The organism is Microbacterium sp. TPU 3598, assembly GCF_002356155.1.
In the GTDB taxonomy this organism is placed as follows: domain Bacteria; phylum Actinomycetota; class Actinomycetes; order Actinomycetales; family Microbacteriaceae; genus Microbacterium; species Microbacterium maritypicum_A.
Map to the genome: position 1 here is coordinate 767,759 of NZ_AP017975.1, position 16,970 is coordinate 784,728.

The 16,970-nt window shown below is 66.9% G+C and carries 22 protein-coding genes and 1 tRNA gene; 20 read left to right on the top strand and 3 right to left on the bottom strand.

Features of this window, described 5'->3' with window-relative positions:
- Positions 1-98: 98 nt before the first annotated feature.
- A complete protein-coding gene (locus tag MST3598_RS03485) occupies positions 99-683 on the top strand; it encodes a hypothetical protein (RefSeq protein ID WP_029259694.1) in 585 nt (194 codons plus the stop codon).
- Positions 684-747: 64 nt separating this feature from the next.
- Positions 748-820: transfer RNA gene (locus MST3598_RS03490), tRNA-Arg, on the top strand.
- Here MST3598_RS03490 and MST3598_RS03495 read toward each other — a convergent pair.
- On the bottom strand, positions 786-1,097 hold the full coding sequence (locus MST3598_RS03495) for a helix-turn-helix domain-containing protein (RefSeq protein WP_096359409.1): 312 nt from the start codon (positions 1,095-1,097) through the stop codon (positions 786-788). The two genes, MST3598_RS03490 and MST3598_RS03495, sit on opposite strands and share 35 nt — an antisense overlap.
- A 609-nt stretch (positions 1,098-1,706) precedes the next feature.
- Between MST3598_RS03495 and MST3598_RS03500 the strand changes: the two genes are divergently transcribed.
- From MST3598_RS03500 to MST3598_RS03590, 18 genes are all read left to right on the top strand, one after another.
- Positions 1,707-1,997, top strand: coding sequence for a hypothetical protein (locus tag MST3598_RS03500; RefSeq protein ID WP_096359411.1), 291 nt, complete (start codon positions 1,707-1,709; stop codon positions 1,995-1,997).
- A complete protein-coding gene (locus MST3598_RS03505; protein WP_096359413.1) occupies positions 1,994-2,272 on the top strand; it encodes a hypothetical protein in 279 nt (92 codons plus the stop codon). Before MST3598_RS03500 ends, MST3598_RS03505 begins: the two co-directional genes overlap by 4 nt.
- On the top strand, positions 2,269-2,568 hold the full coding sequence (locus MST3598_RS03510; protein WP_096359415.1) for a hypothetical protein: 300 nt from the start codon (positions 2,269-2,271) through the stop codon (positions 2,566-2,568). The genes MST3598_RS03505 and MST3598_RS03510 overlap by 4 nt, the downstream gene beginning before the upstream one ends.
- Positions 2,565-2,927 (top strand): hypothetical protein, encoded by a 363-nt coding sequence (locus MST3598_RS03515; protein ID WP_096359417.1) that lies wholly within the window; start codon positions 2,565-2,567, stop codon positions 2,925-2,927. The genes MST3598_RS03510 and MST3598_RS03515 overlap by 4 nt, the downstream gene beginning before the upstream one ends.
- 64 nt (positions 2,928-2,991) lie before the next feature.
- Positions 2,992-4,560: a hypothetical protein gene (locus tag MST3598_RS03520; protein ID WP_096359419.1), complete on the top strand. Its 1,569-nt coding sequence runs from the start codon at positions 2,992-2,994 to the stop codon at positions 4,558-4,560.
- A gap of 270 nt (positions 4,561-4,830) precedes the next feature.
- Entirely contained in the window at positions 4,831-5,925 is a 1,095-nt protein-coding gene (locus MST3598_RS03530; protein ID WP_096359423.1) for a hypothetical protein, read from the top strand.
- Positions 5,926-5,929: 4 nt separating this feature from the next.
- The gene (locus tag MST3598_RS03535; RefSeq protein ID WP_096359425.1) at positions 5,930-7,855 is read left to right on the top strand and encodes a hypothetical protein; all 1,926 of its coding nucleotides are present in this window, start codon (positions 5,930-5,932) and stop codon (positions 7,853-7,855) included.
- Positions 7,856-7,857: 2 nt separating this feature from the next.
- Positions 7,858-8,283: a hypothetical protein gene (locus MST3598_RS03540; protein ID WP_096359427.1), complete on the top strand. Its 426-nt coding sequence runs from the start codon at positions 7,858-7,860 to the stop codon at positions 8,281-8,283.
- Positions 8,273-8,725, top strand: a complete 453-nt coding sequence (locus MST3598_RS03545; protein WP_157749851.1) for a hypothetical protein — start codon at positions 8,273-8,275, stop codon at positions 8,723-8,725. The genes MST3598_RS03540 and MST3598_RS03545 overlap by 11 nt, the downstream gene beginning before the upstream one ends.
- Positions 8,726-8,729: 4 nt before the next feature.
- The gene (locus tag MST3598_RS03550; protein WP_096359431.1) at positions 8,730-9,128 is read left to right on the top strand and encodes a hypothetical protein; all 399 of its coding nucleotides are present in this window, start codon (positions 8,730-8,732) and stop codon (positions 9,126-9,128) included.
- Positions 9,129-9,131: 3 nt separating this feature from the next.
- Positions 9,132-9,611: a hypothetical protein gene (locus MST3598_RS03555; RefSeq protein ID WP_096359433.1), complete on the top strand. Its 480-nt coding sequence runs from the start codon at positions 9,132-9,134 to the stop codon at positions 9,609-9,611.
- 6 nt (positions 9,612-9,617) lie between these two features.
- Positions 9,618-11,297, top strand: coding sequence for a hypothetical protein (locus MST3598_RS03560; RefSeq protein WP_096359435.1), 1,680 nt, complete (start codon positions 9,618-9,620; stop codon positions 11,295-11,297).
- Positions 11,288-11,656, top strand: a complete 369-nt coding sequence (locus MST3598_RS03565) for a hypothetical protein (RefSeq protein WP_157749852.1) — start codon at positions 11,288-11,290, stop codon at positions 11,654-11,656. The genes MST3598_RS03560 and MST3598_RS03565 overlap by 10 nt, the downstream gene beginning before the upstream one ends.
- Positions 11,653-13,365 (top strand): hypothetical protein, encoded by a 1,713-nt coding sequence (locus tag MST3598_RS03570; RefSeq protein ID WP_096359439.1) that lies wholly within the window; start codon positions 11,653-11,655, stop codon positions 13,363-13,365. The genes MST3598_RS03565 and MST3598_RS03570 overlap by 4 nt, the downstream gene beginning before the upstream one ends.
- A complete protein-coding gene (locus tag MST3598_RS03575; protein ID WP_096359441.1) occupies positions 13,365-14,174 on the top strand; it encodes a hypothetical protein in 810 nt (269 codons plus the stop codon). Before MST3598_RS03570 ends, MST3598_RS03575 begins: the two co-directional genes overlap by 1 nt.
- Positions 14,161-14,793: a hypothetical protein gene (locus MST3598_RS03580; protein ID WP_096359443.1), complete on the top strand. Its 633-nt coding sequence runs from the start codon at positions 14,161-14,163 to the stop codon at positions 14,791-14,793. Before MST3598_RS03575 ends, MST3598_RS03580 begins: the two co-directional genes overlap by 14 nt.
- Complete coding sequence (locus MST3598_RS03585) at positions 14,790-15,002, top strand: hypothetical protein (RefSeq protein WP_096359445.1); 213 nt, start codon at positions 14,790-14,792, stop codon at positions 15,000-15,002. The genes MST3598_RS03580 and MST3598_RS03585 overlap by 4 nt, the downstream gene beginning before the upstream one ends.
- Before the next feature lie 13 nt (positions 15,003-15,015).
- A complete protein-coding gene (locus MST3598_RS03590) occupies positions 15,016-15,240 on the top strand; it encodes a hypothetical protein (RefSeq protein WP_096359447.1) in 225 nt (74 codons plus the stop codon).
- 145 nt (positions 15,241-15,385) lie between these two features.
- Here the strand turns inward: MST3598_RS03590 and MST3598_RS18355 are convergent, their stop codons facing one another.
- Together MST3598_RS18355 and MST3598_RS03595 are read right to left on the bottom strand one after the other, a co-directional pair.
- Complete coding sequence (locus tag MST3598_RS18355; protein WP_157749853.1) at positions 15,386-15,535, bottom strand: hypothetical protein; 150 nt, start codon at positions 15,533-15,535, stop codon at positions 15,386-15,388.
- Positions 15,536-15,551: 16 nt separating this feature from the next.
- Positions 15,552-16,415 carry a tyrosine-type recombinase/integrase gene (locus tag MST3598_RS03595; RefSeq protein WP_096359449.1) on the bottom strand — a complete coding sequence of 288 codons (864 nt, stop codon included), beginning with the start codon at positions 16,413-16,415 and terminating at the stop codon, positions 15,552-15,554.
- Positions 16,416-16,970: the final 555 nt, after the last annotated feature.

Consider the following 16,970-nt stretch of genomic DNA (forward strand, 5'->3'; position numbering starts at 1 on the left):
CCCGCGGATGTCGGATGGGTGGGGCAAGCTGATTCCGAACCATTCTGGCCGACACCGGGCTGCAGTGATACCGGTACGCTCAAGGAGAGGAGGTACCGGTGGGACGGACAGCGGATGCCATCGCCGAGGGCGTTGCGATCGCGACCGCTGCGGCGCGCCTCGCCGTGAAGAACCACATCCTCATCGGCACCATCGCCGAAGACGGCGTCTTCGACACGGACAAGTACATCGACGACGCGCGTGAGGAGCTTCGTGCCATGGCCGAGGAGTCGGAAGAGGCGGCCGCCACCGTCACCGCGTTGCGCAAGAGGGCGAGGGGCCGGCACTCCGATCCGGTGGGGACGCACGACTACCGCGACCGCGATGTGCGCAACCTCCGCCGACGTGCCAAGCAGTCCACCGGCGTTGCCGTGCGCCTGCGAGAGATCATGCAGGACCGCGATCGGCTCGCCGAGATCGTCGAGGAGGCGCGTGACGCCGCCTGGGCGGATGTGCGCCACAACCTCGACCGCCGACTGCGGGTCGAAGGCATGCGCCCGGATCAGGATCCCGACTACAACCGCATGCGCGAAGCGCGGATGCAGGCCCTTCGACTCGTCGATCTGCAGGCGCTCTCGTCGGAGCAGAGGGCCAAGGCCAAGCGCCGGAAGAAGCAGCAGAAGGCCGCGTCGGTGGAGGACTGAGGCCTCGTTTCGCTTTCGCGTCGGGACTGTTGTAGGCTGTTCTACGGCCCGCTGAGCGGGCTGGGCGCCCGTAGCTCAATGGATAGAGCATCTGACTACGGATCAGAAGGTTAGGGGTTCGAGTCCCTTCGGGCGCACACTGTGTTGAGACAGTGACGAAACGGCTTCCACTTCGGTGGGGGCCGTTTCTGCGTTAACGCCCTCTGCGAGCCAATCGAGGGTTACGCCGGTCGCGTGCGCCCACCGAACGAAGTAGGTCGCGGACGGCTCCGAGCGTCCCCGCTCCCAGTTGCTCACAGTGTTGCGAGCAACGCCGAGGGCGTCGGCAATCTGTGCCTGTTCGAGGCCAGCCAAGAGGCGTGACTTCCGGAGTCGGTCCACCAGGGTCCACGTCGGGTTGTCCATGAGTGTCATGCGACCACTTTAGCGTTAGCCGCACCCAAAAACGCGACACGCCGCCCACAATCCACAGACTTGTTCACATGTGCATAACCGTATGAGTCATGCACAAAACTGCGACGCCACGCACACGACCACCACCATGCTCCCCGCCGAGGGGAGACCACACGATGCAGGACGCGACGCCACGACCGGGCGGGACACGCGGGAGGCGCTCCGCGAAATCGAACAAGATGCCACCCGAGAACTACGGGAGTCGCGGTCAAGGCATGACCGGGCGCGACAACCTCCCCAGGCCCGTCCCTGTAGTTCATATCCCGTCCGTGACGACCTAACCCGTCGTGCCGCGTCGACCGGCTCCAGGCTCCGCCCTGGCTCCGTCGAGCAGGCCCCTCCGAATCGCCCTCCGGGGTGAGTAGGGGGGCCATATCTCCCAACTCCTCACCTTCCCTTCACCATCGAGCAGGCCGAAGTCATGGAACACATCTACCTCCCCTCCGGGTGGTGCTCCTGTGGTCATCACCGAGCGGACGGACGTAACGAACGCGATCCGATCACCGCTCCGACCCGAGCAGAGATACGCGCGATCCTCGGCCCGACCTACGAACCCAAGGACCTCAGAGCATGCACGACGCCCAGACCACCAAGCCCGCAACCGACGCCCTCACCGACCTCGTCAACACCGCCCGCTCCCGTGCGTACCTGGCCCGTCGCGCCGGTAAGGCCATGACGGCCAAGGCGCTCGACGACATCGCCAAGACCCTCGACGGCGCACGGACCCGACTCGTCGAAGATGGACCGGACTACCTCGACGCGGCGTGGGCATTCGTCGACGCCGGACGCAAGACCCTCGCCGGGATGCACGAGGCCGCGCCCATGCTCGCGCTCATCGAGAAGGCCGGACGCGGCGCATGAACGACTGCATCGAGCCGGTGGCCCTCCTCGTCGCCCTCGCCCTCCTCGTCGCCTGGTGGCTCGCCCTCGGCATCCGCGACCGCCGACGCAATCGACACATCGACCTTGAGGTCCTCGCCCGCTGGGACGCGCTCAAGCGATCCGACGAACTCGTCATCGCAGACCGAGCATGCGGAGACATCTGGACCGAGGGCGAGACCTGGTGCGTCTGCACCCGACCGCACGAACACACCGGCCCGTGCCTCGACGACAAGCACGGCGTGATCCGGCGATGAGCCTCATAGGCGAGGCGTTCGCAGAGTGGCGTGAGTGTCGAGCCGCGTACGACGACAGCCTCTACGCGCAGTACGAAGTGGCCGAAGAAGCCACACGCGGGGCCATGCTGAACGCACGCGGACGTGCGAAGGGAATTGACCCGCTCTCACTGTTCATGGGCAACAAGGCCCGAGCGCTCGCGTACGCCTCCGAGGAGTTGGTCGAGCACTGGGCACGTCACCCTCGCGTCACGTTCGCCATGTTCGAGAGGCAGTGGCAACGCGACCGGGCGGACGAGCGGGAGCACGCCGCATGAGCGCCAAGCACCGCGACCCTGAGTACCTCAAGAACGCCCGCATCATCCGCGCTCAGGTCGCGGTCAAGCGACGGGCCGGGATCGAGGTGACGTGCTGGAGATGCGGCCACCCCATCGACCCAGAGCAGAGGTTCGATGTCGGGCATCGCGACCCGAACGGCGGGCCTGGCCTCGACAACCTCGCACCCGAGCACCGCTACAAGACGGCCCGATGCATCGGCAATCGAGCAGACGGCGGCCGACTCGGCGCGGCCCGACAACGCGAAGCCAAGTCTCGGCGCGCTCCGGCCGCGACCGTCTCGCCTGGCTCCCTCAACTGGATGACAAAACCCCTGACCATCGGATCTTTTTATGTCTAGCAATGCAACCCCCGCCTACGGCTCTACAGGCGTGTTTTTCCCCGAGTTGGAGTACCACTGGCTCATGAACGCCGAGGCATGGGTTGCGCTCCGGGACACCGCCCTCGAACCTGATCAGGTCACGCGCCTCGTCACCACCGAGCGCGACCGCCGCGAGTTCCTCACCGGCATGAAGGTCATGGGTGAACTCACCGACCGATACGGCGCGCCCCAAGACCCCGTGCCACAGCAACTCCTCGCCGTCGACATGCTCGCCGCCGGGCAGACCATCAACGGCATCATCATGCCGCGCCGATCCACCAAGACGACGAGCATCCTCGCCGTCATCATCGGCCGGTGCGCGTGCCGCCCTCGACAGAACTCCGCGTTCACCTTGGCGACCACGGGACAGAAGGCGCGTGAGAAGTTCTCCGAGCAGGTGCTCGACGTCATCGAGGACGTCTACCCGATCAAGAAGACACGCCCTATCAAGGTCTCGCGTCAGGCTGGAGCCGAGTCGATCACGTTCCCGAACGGGTCCATCTTCGCCGTCCATGCTCCGATCGGTGACAACTTCCGCGCGTCCGCCTACGACGTGGTCCTCGTCGACGAGTCAGGACGCGCCAAGCCTGAGACGACAGAAGACCTCCTCGCCGCGATCCCGCCGACGTTCGACACCACCGGCGGTCAATTCATGGTTGCCGGGACCGCCGACAAGATCAGAACGGGGAACCTCCTCTACGAAGTCGTTTTCGAGAAGGCCGAGGAACTCGACGCGGGCATCCTCCGATACAACGCGCCTGACTCCACCAGCGAGGAAGAGCTCGCGGACTGGGAACCCACCGAAGCGCACCCGCGCGCCAACGTCCGAGGCCTCATCGAGAAGCACCACCCCGGCATCGGCAACCTCACCACTCTCGAAGCCGTTCGCAAGAACTTTCGCCTCCAACCGCGACACAAGTTCATCTTCGAGTACCTCGGCATCTTCGGAGACGAGGGCACCGCAAATACCCTTATCGCGCCCGCGCTGTGGGACAAGACCACCGTGCCCGGTTCCCTGCCGGAGAATCCCGGCCGGTTCTCGCTCGCCATCGCCATCCACCCGGACGGCCTGTGGTCCTCCGTGTCCGTGGCCTGGCACCACGTCCTGGAACCCCTCGACCTCGTCGCCGTGGCCGAGGACCTCGACGGGCAGGAGCGCGAGACCCGAACGGCCATCGGTCTCCTCCACCACCAGCAGGGCACCAAGGGATTCTGGGAGTCAGTCCTCCTCCTCGCCCGCACGCACAAGGTCCCCATCGTCTACGACTCCGCATCCCAGGCGGTCGCCGTCGAGGTGTCGTCGCTTGAGAAGGCCATGCCCCGGCCGGACCTCAGACCGGCGAAGACGCTCGACGTCCGCCAGGGTGCGACCAAGCTCCTCAAACTCCTGGAGGAGAACGCCCTCGCGCACTGGCGTCAGGACCGCCTGGACGCGGCCGCCGCCATCGCGACTAAGCGCGCCATCGGCACATACGGAGGGTTCGGAATCGGCCGGCCAAAGGACCAGGCCGACGCCGACATCACGCCGATGGAAGCCGCCACCCTCGCCCTCCAGTTCCTCGACGACGTCACCGAACCCGTCGACCCGTCCGATCTCTTCGACTTCAGCTAGGAGACCACCATGGCCGCTCCCGGACAGACCACCAGTCCCATCACGTTCGACACGTCCGCGTCCCTCATCGTCATCGTGTGCTCTGAGCACCCGTGGTGGCGGCCCTGCCGCTTCCACATGGACGAGGCGCAGGACGCGGCGTGCGCGCACGAGGAACGCGAGCATCCCGGCGACAACCGACACCGCGACGCGCGCCGCCTCCGCAAAGTTCGGCGTGTCGCTTCTGCGTCGACCCCCTCGGTGTCGGAAACGGGATCGAGGGTCTAGAACGTGGGAATCTTCAAGAAGCGCATTCGCGAGGCGTACGATACGCCGTCCGCCGTCCTCCAGATCACGTCGCCGTGGACGCCGCAGGACTCCCTGCAGAGCTTCACCGCTGACGCTCTCAAGGGGGTTCTCGGTGACGGAGTGAACCAGCAACTCACACGCGAGATTGCCCTCCGCATCCCCGGTGTCAAGCGCGCTCACGGCATCGTCTGTACACAGCTTGCGGGCATCCCGTTCTTCCAGATGGACGGCGACGCGCGCGACGAGGGACAGCCCAAGTGGCTCACCACCTCGGCCTCCGGCGTCTCGCCCTACCACCGCACCTACGGCGCGGCGTCCGACTGGTTCTTCTACGGCTGGGCGTGCTTCGGATTCACCGCCCGCCCGGCCGACGACCCGGAGGCCGACTGCCTCCACATCCCGATGGGCCTGTGGTGGATGGATAACAACGGCGACGTGCACTGCGACTCCGACCTCGTCGACGACGCCTACAAGACCTACCTCGTCGCCGTCCAGCTTGGGTACGGCGAGAACGGTCTCCTCGTCGACGGCAAGGACACCCTCAACCAGGCCCGCAAGATCGAGGAGGCCTACCTCAACCGGCTCGACAACCCCATCCCACTCACAGTCCTCCGCATCAAGGACGACCTCTACTTCAGCTACTCGAAGGCCCAGCGCGCCACGATCCGCGATGAGTGGAACGAGGGCCGCCGCAAGAACTCCACCGGCCTCCTCCCGAAGGACGCCATGGACGTCGACCTCCCCGGCGCGAACGTCGCCACCGACCTCTACGAGACCGGCCGCAACGCCGTCCGCCTCGACATCGCGAACCACGCCTCGCTCCCGGCCTCGCTCCTGGAGGGCGTCCGCCAGGGCGGCTCCGGCGGTGGCACGGAGATGCGCTACCAGGGCAAGGGCGAGAACGGCGCGGAGCGCAGCGAGCTATGGGACTACGGCCCCGCCAAGCGCATGCTCCTCGCGTTCGAGGCCCGCATGTCCCTCGACGACGTCGTCCCGTCCGGCAAGTCCATCCGTGGCGACCTGTCCAACATGTTCGCCACGCCCGACCCCACCACCACACCGACAAGCGAGGACTAACCACATGAACGAACTTGACATCCAGATCGAGGGCGGGGAGGTGCTCGCCAGCCTCGACGACCGCACCGTCACCGGACTCGTTGTCCCCTACGGGGAGAAGGGCCGAACCAACGTCGGTCAGTTCGAGGTACCGGCGGGAACTATCCGCATCCCCGAGGACCCCGGCGTCGTCGGCATGAACGTCGATCACGACCGCTACGACCCGCGCGGATACGCCACACGCATTTGGGACACCGCCGCCGGGATCATGGCATCCCTCACGTTCGCCAAGACGCCCGAAGGCGACGCGGCCCTCGCGGATGCCCGCAACCCCAAGGGCAAGCGTCGTCGCCTTTCCGGCGAGTTCCGCACCGGCATCCGGGGCGGCAAGGCCACCGGCGGCATGCTCTCCGGCGTCGCCCTCGTCGAGCGCGGCGCGTTCCCCTCTGCCATGGTCCTCGCCGCCGACACACCCGGTGTCGAAGACGAGGAGGACACCGACGAGACCAGCGGCGACACCGTCGCGGAGTCCCACACCGACGACACCTACACCGACTCCGAGGGCAACACCTGGACCCGTGTCTACGACTCGGAGACCGTCGAGACCTCGACCGGCACCCAGACCACCACCACCATCACCGAGACATACACCGACCCCGCCGCCGAGACGGCATCAGACCAGGAGGAATCCGAAGTGACCGCATCCGCCACCATCCCCGCCACGGCGCGCGCCGGGGCACCCACCGCCCCTGCGAAGAAGGAGCCGTCCAAGGACGCCGACTACGCCGGTCCCTCGGCCGTCGAGGTCCTCGCCGCCTTCGCCGCGACCAAGCGCCCGGTTCTCGACCAGGCGGGGAAGGACGCCAAGGACGCCGCCGTCGAGGTCCTCGCCGCGCTCCAGGACGTCACCGACGACCTGATCGCGGGAGGGGACGTCGCTCGTCCCACCTGGCTCGGACAGCTCTACCAGGGCATCCCCTACGAGCGCGAGTACATCGTCCTCGGCACGCTCGGAACCGGCATCACCTACGCCGGTAAGCAGGGCTACACCCTGCACCGTGGCACCGAGGCCGCACCCGTCAACCACCTGGGCGAGCGCTACCGAGGGAACAAGGCCCCCATCGGCTCCGGTGTCGGCTTCACCAAGGGGCAGAGTTCCGACCTGTTCGAGTGGGCGTTCGGTGCCGACATTGCCCGCAAGTTCTTCGACCTCCCCGGCGCGGAGGAGGCCGTCGACGCGTTCTTCCGCCTCGTGCTGGAGGACCACCTCATCTGGTCCGACACGGTCGCACTGGAGACCTGGCGACTCGTCGCCGGTGCCCCCATCGCGTCGGAGACGTACCCCGGCGTCGACGGCCACGACTACGGCGACGCGCTCGGCATGGTCATCCAGGGCATCCTGGCGGTCACGGCCAAGAAGGCGGACGGGCGTCGCGACAAGCCCACGTTCATCATCGCCAACGAGATCGCGTACAAGCAGCTGATCTACACGCCCAAGGACCTGATCCCCGAGTTCGTGAACTTCACGGCCTCGACTGACTGGGAAGGGTCCGGCGACGGCCTGGTCCTGGTCGTCGGTGACACCGGCATCACCTCGACGCCGTCCGTCATCGTGGGGTCCGGCAAGGCCGTCGAGTTCGACGAGCTCCCCGGCGGGCCGCTCAAGATCGACGCCCTCGACCTCGCGAACGGTGGTGTCGACAAGGCGATCCACGGATACCTCCAGGTGTTCATCGTCCGCGCCGACGCCGTCGTCCACATCGGCGCGGCGGACAACCGCGCCAACTCCACCCAGTACGAGGTGGGTGACCTCGCCAAGGCGGCCGCCGTGATCTACCAGGCGGTGCGCGGCGGCAAGTCCGGCACGTCCGCCCCGGAGGCCCCTGCGCTCGGTGAGGAAGTCACGGACGGCACGGAGGAAGCGGGCGTCATCTGGAAGCGCCTGGTCTGACTGTGTCCACCTGGTACAGCGCCGTCGACGGCCCCGCCCAGGCTCGCCTCAAGGCGGCCTGGGCGGGGGCACCAATCTCGAACGCTGAACTCTGCGAGTTCATCGTCGACACGGCGCGCCTCCAGGTGGTCGAGTACGCACCCGAGGCCACGACCGTCGAGGCCGCCGTCGCCACGGTCCTCCTCCAGTTCGGTCTGTCTGACCGGCTGGAGGAGGTCCTCGCGATCCTCGACGTCGACCAGGACGAGCCGACGTTCAACCTCGTCTACGCGCAACTCCAGCAAGCCACAAACCTGTGGGCCGCTGGTCGCGCTGACGAGAACGGGGACGTCGGAAGCGAGGGATTCTCGTTCGTCCCGCGCCCGCTCGACAAGACCATCCGGAGCATCATCCGTCCCACCAACGCGGAGGTGTCCGGTGGCTTCTGAGCCGATGCTCGACGCCCTCACGGAGGAGCTCGTCGCGTCACTCACGGCGGCACTCCCGTCCGAGTGGAGCCTCCGCGATGCCGAGGACAAGGCCGAACGCTCCCTCAGCGTCATCCTCTACTACGAGCAGGGCGATGTGGTCACGACGATCAACGGCGGACCGGTCCCGGTCAACCATGTCGGCGTCGAGTACACACTCACCCTCGCCGCGCCCGAGGAAGACCCCACGCAAGGGCGGGCGAGGGTGACCAGCGAACTTCTCCACCTCCTACCCATCCTCGACCTCATGCCTCTCCTGGCATGGGACACCGCTACGAAGATTCGACTTCCGACCGGCGAGACGTGCTACCGGCTGGAGGTCGTCCACCTCAGTCGCTACGCGAACCCCACACCCACCACCGAACCGGACACCGTGCCGGACCCGATGCCCGAGGAGGCATAGCACCATGGCAGAAATCCCGGCGAACCTTCGCCTCGTCACCGCAACCATCAAGATCGGCGCGGACTCCTACACCGAGCACATCCAGGACTTCTCCTACGACCCCACCACGGTCGCCGTCGAGGTGACGGATGTGTCCGGCAAGGTCCATAAGTTCGCCGGGGAGTCCGGCTACACGCTCACCCTCAACGTCTTCCAGGACTTCACCGCGACCGGCTTCGCGCGCAAGTGCCTCGACGACGAAGGCGAAGACGTCGAGATCACCGTCGTCGACGGGCCGACCACCTGGACGTCGACGATCACCCTCGTCGCGCCCAAGATCGGCGGCGCGACGAAGGCGGTCGGCGTGTCCACCATCGCCTTCCCGTCGACTCGCCCCGTCCCCACGGCGACACAGGCGGGCTGACCCATGACGCAGGGGCGAATCAGTCTCCTCATTGACTCGCCCCTGCGTGACCTCGCCATCGCCTACAGGACCGTTCCGGCCGAGATTCGGAAGCAGAACAACCGGGCGCTCAAATCCGAGGCACAGCCGATCTGGAAGGGCGAGACAGCCGAGCGGGCTACCACGCGCATCCAACAGCGCACGCTGGTCGACACCTCCAAGGTCGGCGTCACCAACCGCAACGTCTTCCTCCGCGCCGGAGGAGGCAAGTACGCGGCACTGAACTCGGCCGCTGAATTCGGCCGGCCAGCGGCCGCACCCATCAAATCCCGCTCCAAGAAGGGCAAGGCGTACACGCGCTCGACCGGCTCCCTCTTCGGGGATCGCAATCGACGCGGCAACGTCGTCTTCCCCGCCGCGCGCGACTCCATCCGCCGCTTCGCCTCGCTCCAAATTCAGACCACCCTCCGGACCCTCCACGAGGCCGGGGAGAAGGTGAGATAGCCCACCATGGCACGCAAGAACCAGTACGAAATCGGCGTCGCGATGGACACCGACGGCGTCGAGAAGTCCATCGTCAACGGCATCGTCAAGCCGCTCGACGACGCGGCCGACGCATTCGCCGACCTGGAGAAGGCGGCCAACAGCGCCGACCTCGACAAGGAACTCACCAAGGCCCAGAAGGCCACCGACAAACTCGACGACGAACTCGACGACACCCGCGACGCGCTCAAGCGACTCGGCTACGCCGCACGCGATGCCGGAGACGACAGCAAGCGCGGCATGGACCGCGCAGAGGAAGGCGTCAAAGAGTTCGGAGATGAGGCGAACAGCACCGCCAAGGAGGCGGCCGCATCCTTTGACGGGTCCGCCGAGAGCATCCTCGACATGTTCCAAGAGGTGGCCGCGAACGCCTTCGCCGGGTTCGGTCCCGCCGGTGCCCTCGCAGGGCTCGCCATCGCCGCCGGTATCGGCATCGCCGTAGGCAAGTTCCAGGAGGCCGCCGAGGCCGCCGAGGAACTCCGCATGAAGGCCGTTGAGTATGCCCAGGAATCCCGCGATGCCGGTGTGTCTACTGAGGCGTGGTTCACCGGCGCATCTCGGATGATCGAGCGCATCAAGGAGCTTGAGGAACTCAAGTCGACGGACGCCCGTTGGTTCTGGGAGAAGGACCCGTCCCAGCTAGAGGACTGGGAGGACGCCCTCCAGAGGATGAATCGGTCGACCTCCGAAATCGGGGACGTCCTCTCTAGCTCCACCGAGGAGGTAGAGAAATACCGCAAAGCCGTCGAGCGGTCGAAAGACGCCACCTATGACGATATCCAGGCCCTGGTAGAGCGAAACAAGAAAGACCCCGTTGACGGCTACGTCGACAAGGTCAATGCGCTGAACGATCAGTACAAGGCACACGACGAACTCCTCTCCCAGCTCGACGAAGAGATCTCGCTCCGGGACCAGACGACCGACTCGTACGAACGCCAGAAAGCGGCGGGACTGGACGCGGCCACCGCCGAAGCCGCCGCCGCGGAGGAGAAGGCCGAACGCATCGCATCAGCCGAGGAGGCTGTCAAAGCCTCCGTGACGAGCGCGTACGACAGCATGCGCCAGGCGGCCGCCGACTACGCCACCAACGAGGACGGCGCGCTCGACATCAATCGATGGCTCGAATACGTCAACCAGCAATCCGGCGCGATTGCCGCCTACCAGGCAAACCTGGAGACAATGCGTCTCAGCCCCGATCAGTGGCAGAACCTCCTGGAGATGCCCGAGGGCCAGCGCACGCAATGGGTCGCCCAGTTCGCCGCGCTCCCCGAGGATGCGCGCGCACCTTTTGCGGCCGCCCTCAACGACGTCGGCTCGACCGGCGGATCGGAAGCCGCCGTCGCTTTCGATGACTCCTTCAACCCGGAGGCATCCGTGGACGTCGACGTGAGCGTCGACACCGGGGACGCAGCGGCCGAACTCGACGAGGCCGCCGAGGACCGCGACGTCACCATCAAGGCCAACCTCACCGGCGAGGGCACCGTCCGCGACGGCCTCGACACCCTCACGAAGAGGCGCACCGTCCACGTCGAGGCCGTTCTCGATACCTCTCAAGCGGCCCGCGACCTCGCCGCCTGGCGACGCTCCGAAGCCAACAGGCCCATCACCATCACCGCGAAACTCGTCAAGGAAGGGGCGTGGCAGTAATGACCACGATCACCTACAGCGCGGGCACCATCACGCCCACCGCCGTCGAGGGTTTCAGAGCATCCCGGCCCATCCGCAACCTCGTCCAGGAAGTCCTGGACCGGGCGGAACCCGACATCGACTTCCGCCCCGCCGGACTCCGCACCGGCACATTCCGCCTGGTCTTCGACAGCGAGGCCGCCGCGCTTACGGCCTTCGACGCCCTCGCCCGCGAGGAACTCTTCACCATCGCGAACGGCGACGTCGACGGACTGAACATGAAGTTCGCCATCCCCGAGGGAGACCTTGACCTCGAGCAAGACGACACCGTCGTCACCATGTGGCGTATCCAGGTCCCGTTCCAAGAGGTGACCGCGTGACCACCGCCAAGCACACCTACACCGTCACCGGCGCGGGGCACGTCCTCGGCCTCCGTGAAGGAGATATCACCTTCGACGTCGGACGCGCCCCGCACATCGAGAGCACCCTCCGCATCGCCATGCCGACCGCCGACATCCTCGCCGCCCTCGACCCGCGTCTCACTCGCCGCGTCCTCATCGCGGCCGCGTCCACCTTCTCGACCATTCCCGCACAAACCCGCACCTTCGACCTCGGCCTCCGCACCCGCCGCGTCGCCCAGGACGGACGCACAGTTACCCTCACGCTCGCTAGCGACGAGGCCCTTCTCGACGACTACGCGCCCCTCAGCGACGACACAGGCGCGTTCGCTCACCAATCGAGTCTCCGCGCGGTCATCAACTACGTGCTTGGGAAGGCGCTCGGCGCCGCGCTGGAAACATCGCCCGCGCACGACGAGGACGTGACCGTGTTGACCGATGCGACGAACCTCTCGCCCAACGGTGGTTTCCGTTCCACAACCGCCGGATGGGTCGGCGGCGCGAGCGCGGCTCTCGTGCGCACAGCGGGCGGTCCTCCCGGGGCCGGAGTCGACTTCTTCGGACGGGCCGCGATGGGCGGTCTCAACGGCGGCGGCGTCTTCAACATCGGCGGTGAATCCGCCGGATCGACGGCCGTCACCGTCGGGGCGGGGAGGCAGTACCGCACGACGCTGTGGGTGCGGTCGTCGGCCGCGGTCACTGTCTCCCTCAACATCGAGTGGGTAACCGCCGCCGGTGCAGGCGTAGGCGCAACCACCGGCACCCCGGTCTCGCTCACCGCGAACGTGTGGAAGCGCGTCGAGGTCGTCGGCATCGCCCCGGCAACCGCAACCCGCGCGGGAACATACTGCTACCGCACCGCCGGAACCTGGCCCGCCGGTGCGACGTTCGACGCGGCCGCTCACCGCTTCTCCGAGGTCGACAACGTCCTCGACGACCTGCCGTTCTTGTTCTTCGACGGTGACACCACGGACACCGTGCAGTACGGATATGGCTGGTCGGGCGTCGCGTCGGCCAGCGCGGCGACCCGCAAGGCGCTCATCAGCCGATCCCCGGACATGCTCCGCTGGCAGGCGGGTCGATCTGCGCTCGACTTCCTCCGGCCCATCGTCCAGGCATACGGCTACCGGCTGGTGTGCGACGAGCACCGCAAGTGGACCCTCCGCGACGAAAACTACAACCCTGGCGGGGCGCTCAACCTTCGCCAGGGTGTCAACCTCCGCGACGTCGAAGACACCCTCACGCGCGACTCCGATACGTGGTTCGACGCCGCCGTCACCATCTACACCTGGAAGGACTCGGACGGCGTCGAGCACACCGAGGTGGACAGCTTCGCGGCCGTCGACCCGCCCACACAGGTCCGCGTCTTCGAGCGCCCCGGCGTCCCTTACCCCGGCCCCGGATTCAGCGCCTACGCCGTGCGCCGCGCCCAAGGCCGAGGCCGCATGCTCAGCGCCGAGACCGGCATCGACTGGCGCGCGCAACCCGAGCAATTCCTCTCGGCGCGCGTCGACGGCGCACCGATCCTTGCGGGCACCATTCAGGCGCTGGGATACGACCTCAAGACCGGCGACATGTCCATCACGACACGCACAGCCGACATACCCCCGTCCGCTTGGGTGCTCATCCCGGCGGGCGAAACCTGGCTCGACTCGCCCGTAGGCGAGTCCTGGAAAGAGGAGATCATCTAATGGCAAACGGAGACGACGCCCTCGCCGCGGGCATGGACATCCTGACCGGCAACGAAGACCGCCGCGACGGCTGGGACGAGGACAACAAGACTCGCGACTACATCGCCCAGCGTACGAGCGCGGTGACCCCGCTGGATAAGGGTGGGACGGGCGCGACAACCGCCGCCGGTGCCCGCACTGCGCTCGGCGTCCCCGCGACGGGTGACGTCGCGCTGCGCAACGCGCTCGGGTTCCTCTACGGGGTCGCACAGCTATCCGCCCACAACATCGGCTTCTACCGCAACGACGGCGCGAACCGAACCGTCGTCCGCGTCTCCAGCGGCGCGGGACAGTTCGACGAGGCCATCGTCACCGAGGCCACCCTCCCCGGCCTCATGGGCGACACCGTCAAGACCAGCGGCGGCACCATCACGGGAAGCCTGTACCTGCCGAACTCGTCGCCCGCCACCGCCGGATACGCCGTTGCCTACATCAACAACGACGGCCGCGTCAGTCGAGGTGCGTCCTCCGAGCGCTACAAGAAGTACATCAGCGCCATCGACCCGGCCGCCCTCGGTGACATCTTCCCCGACCTCCACCGCTTCCAGATGCGACAGGGCGAACCCGGAGCGTGGAAGTACGGATGGATCGCAGAGCGCCTCGCAGAGAACCCCGACACTGAACCTTTCGTCGTCTACAACGAGCAGGGCGCGCCCGAAACCATCGACTTCATCGCGCTCCTCATCGCCCAGAACGCACAACACCACCAGGCGATGGACCTCATGGCCCAGCGCATCGCGGCCCTGGAGGCGCGCCATGCAGAGGGTTGAGCTCAGCGGCGGTCGGGGCTGGCTCGACGCCCCGGCCGCCGCCTCTGTCCACCGGATCGACGAGCAGTTAGGTCGCCTCGCTGACGTCAACGACGCGGGCCGTTCGCCCGAGCAGGCCGACAAGAACTATGCGGCGTGGATCGCGTACCTCGCGGGTGGCCCGAAGGCTCCCTACGCGCTCCCGGCGAGCAAGTCCGTCCACTGTCAGGGCCTGGCCGTCGACTCCGACGACTGGTACAACGCCCGCGCCGCCGCGATTTGGCGAGAGAACGGCTGGAAGCAAACAGCGCGCTACCCGAACAACCCGAAGAAGGACGAACCCTGGCACGGCGAGTACTTCCCCGCAATCGACCAACACCGCAACAAGCCCGCGTCATCCGGCGCGAACATCACACCTGATCCCGAGGAGGACATCACCATGAAGAGACTGTTCCAGATCGACGAGAAGAGGGACGGGCGGTGGTTCGTCGTCGACTACTTGGCGGGCACGGCCGTCCGACAGTGGAACTCGTTCCAGCTCGCACGTTGCCGCGAGGACATCGACCGAGGCGAAGCAATCGAGTTGGTTGGCCCTCAGCCTCTGCTTGCCATCGAGGGCCTAACGATTGTCAACGGATGACCGCCGATGCCGTCGTGCTCGCGATCCTCGCGTTCGCGGGGGTCGTCGTCGCCGCACTGGTCGCGGGAGGCATCACCCTCGCGGTCCAGCTGACCAAGTGGTACGCGCAGAACCAGCGCCTCTGGTTTTGGAATCGCCAACTCGTCGACCACATCTACCGAGGGCTTGGCCCGCCCGCCCCGCAACCTCCCGCCGACCTCTTCGACTGAAAGGACAACGCACATGACCACGAACTACAAGACCCGAGCCGAACGGAGGGCCGCCCTCCGGTCCAAGTCTGAGACGGTGCTCCGGCCCGCTTTCCGACGTTGGGCCTACGGAGTCGCGGCGGCCGCCGTGGGCGTTGCCGTGTTCGCCGGTTGGCTTCCGCCCGCCGCCGCACCCGTCATCGCTCCGCTCCTCATGGCCGTCTTCTATGTCGACGAGACTGGAATGCCCCGAGCATGAGTTTCGAACATAACCTACGGTTTCGGGTCGAGCTCGGCCGCCGGCGACCGGGTGCAAACACACCAAACCGCTAGGTATGTTCGAAAGTGGCCTAGACGCGACGATGCCCCCTCACGGACTCCGGAGGGGGCATCGTCGCGTCTGGTCAGAGGTTGGCCGCGATAGTCACCAATTGCATCCAGCACGCCGCCAGGAGCACCACGGCGGCCGCGCCATAGATGTGCGCCCAGAGCGGGAGACGGGGGCGGGGCGTCTCGGCCGTCGACGGGGCTGGGGGAGTCGTGGGGTTGGTCATGATGGGATCTCCTGGGTTAGACCGCGACGAGGCGCGCGGTGGGCTTATCGGGGGCGGCGAGACCGGCGGCCGCGTAGACCACGCTACGGCCACGAGCATCCGAGAGGCGGACGTACCGGCCGGTCGTGTCGGCCGAGGCATGGCCCATCAAATTCCGGAGCGTGAGGACGTCGCCGCCGGACGCCTCGTGCGCGTTCGTAGCGAATGAGTGCCGGAGGTTGTGGAGCGACCACGGGCCAGGGAGGACCTCGTCTACGAGTTCGTACACCCGACGCGGGGACAGATGGCCGTCGATAGCACCGGGGAACGCATATCCCTCGGGGAGCGCTCGGAGGTCCAGCGCGAGCCGAGGCGTGAGGGGGATGATGCGGAGCTTTCGACCCTTGCCGTGGACGAGGAGCGACCAGCCGAGCAGGTCGGGACGGAGGTCCTCAGAGTGGATGAGGGCAATCTCTCCGCGCCTCAGGCCCGCGTCATGAGCCAGGCGCATGATGAGCCGGGTTCGCTCATCGGATCGCTTCATCGCGTCGGCGTAGACCTGTTCAGGAACCGGGTCGGGGTTCGGTGCGGATGCGCTCACGCGGGGCAGGTGTTTGGCCGGGTTGCGGTCGATGCGCTTGGTCCGCTTCGCCCACTTCCAGAACTCTCGAAAGCACGCGTATCGATTCCGGCGCGTCTCCTGCATCCACTCCTGCGAGCCGACGAAGGCGAGGAGGGCATCGGCGCTGACCTCCCATGGCCCCACTCCGATGCGGCGGGCCAGGTGCTGGAGTTGCTCACGTCGGGCGCGGATGGTCGCCGGGGTGCGGCTGTCGCCACGGAGTTTCAGGGCGTAGTCGTCTAGGGCCTCCGTCCAGGAGGCCGAGAGTGGGAGTGCCACGCGCGCTACAGAGTCGGGTGGTTCGACGGGATACGGCAACGCACGGCGGGGGTCCTCTCGCTACGACACATGCCCCCCAGCCGCATCATTCGCGACCAGTCTATTCCGGCGATTCGACTAACCCCGTTCATGGCGTGCCCCTGCCGTAGCGCTCATAGGCGCTCTGCCTCTTGATCCCGAGCGCGTCCCCGATGTACTGCCACGAGTGACCCTGAGCGCGAAGCCCGTCCACTGCCCGCTGAATGGCGTCCTCGACCTCATCCCGGAGGGAGAGGAGTTCGCCAAGCTCCCAGTCATCAGCGGTCGCCACACGCTTACCAGCGCCGCGAATGATCCGCCGCGCGAACGCGATGTACGAGGACGTTTCGACCGTCCGAGACCCCATCACTCCACCACCGACGAGTGAGCGATTTCGGTGTCAGGCTCAACCTGACACGCTCCGACGGACTCCCGACATCCGCACTCGCACTCGGGATCGTCGGTGGTCAACCAGCATTCGTCCCACGTGACGACCGGTCCCTCGTGGTACTCGCGGCTCGCCTCGGTGCACTCCTC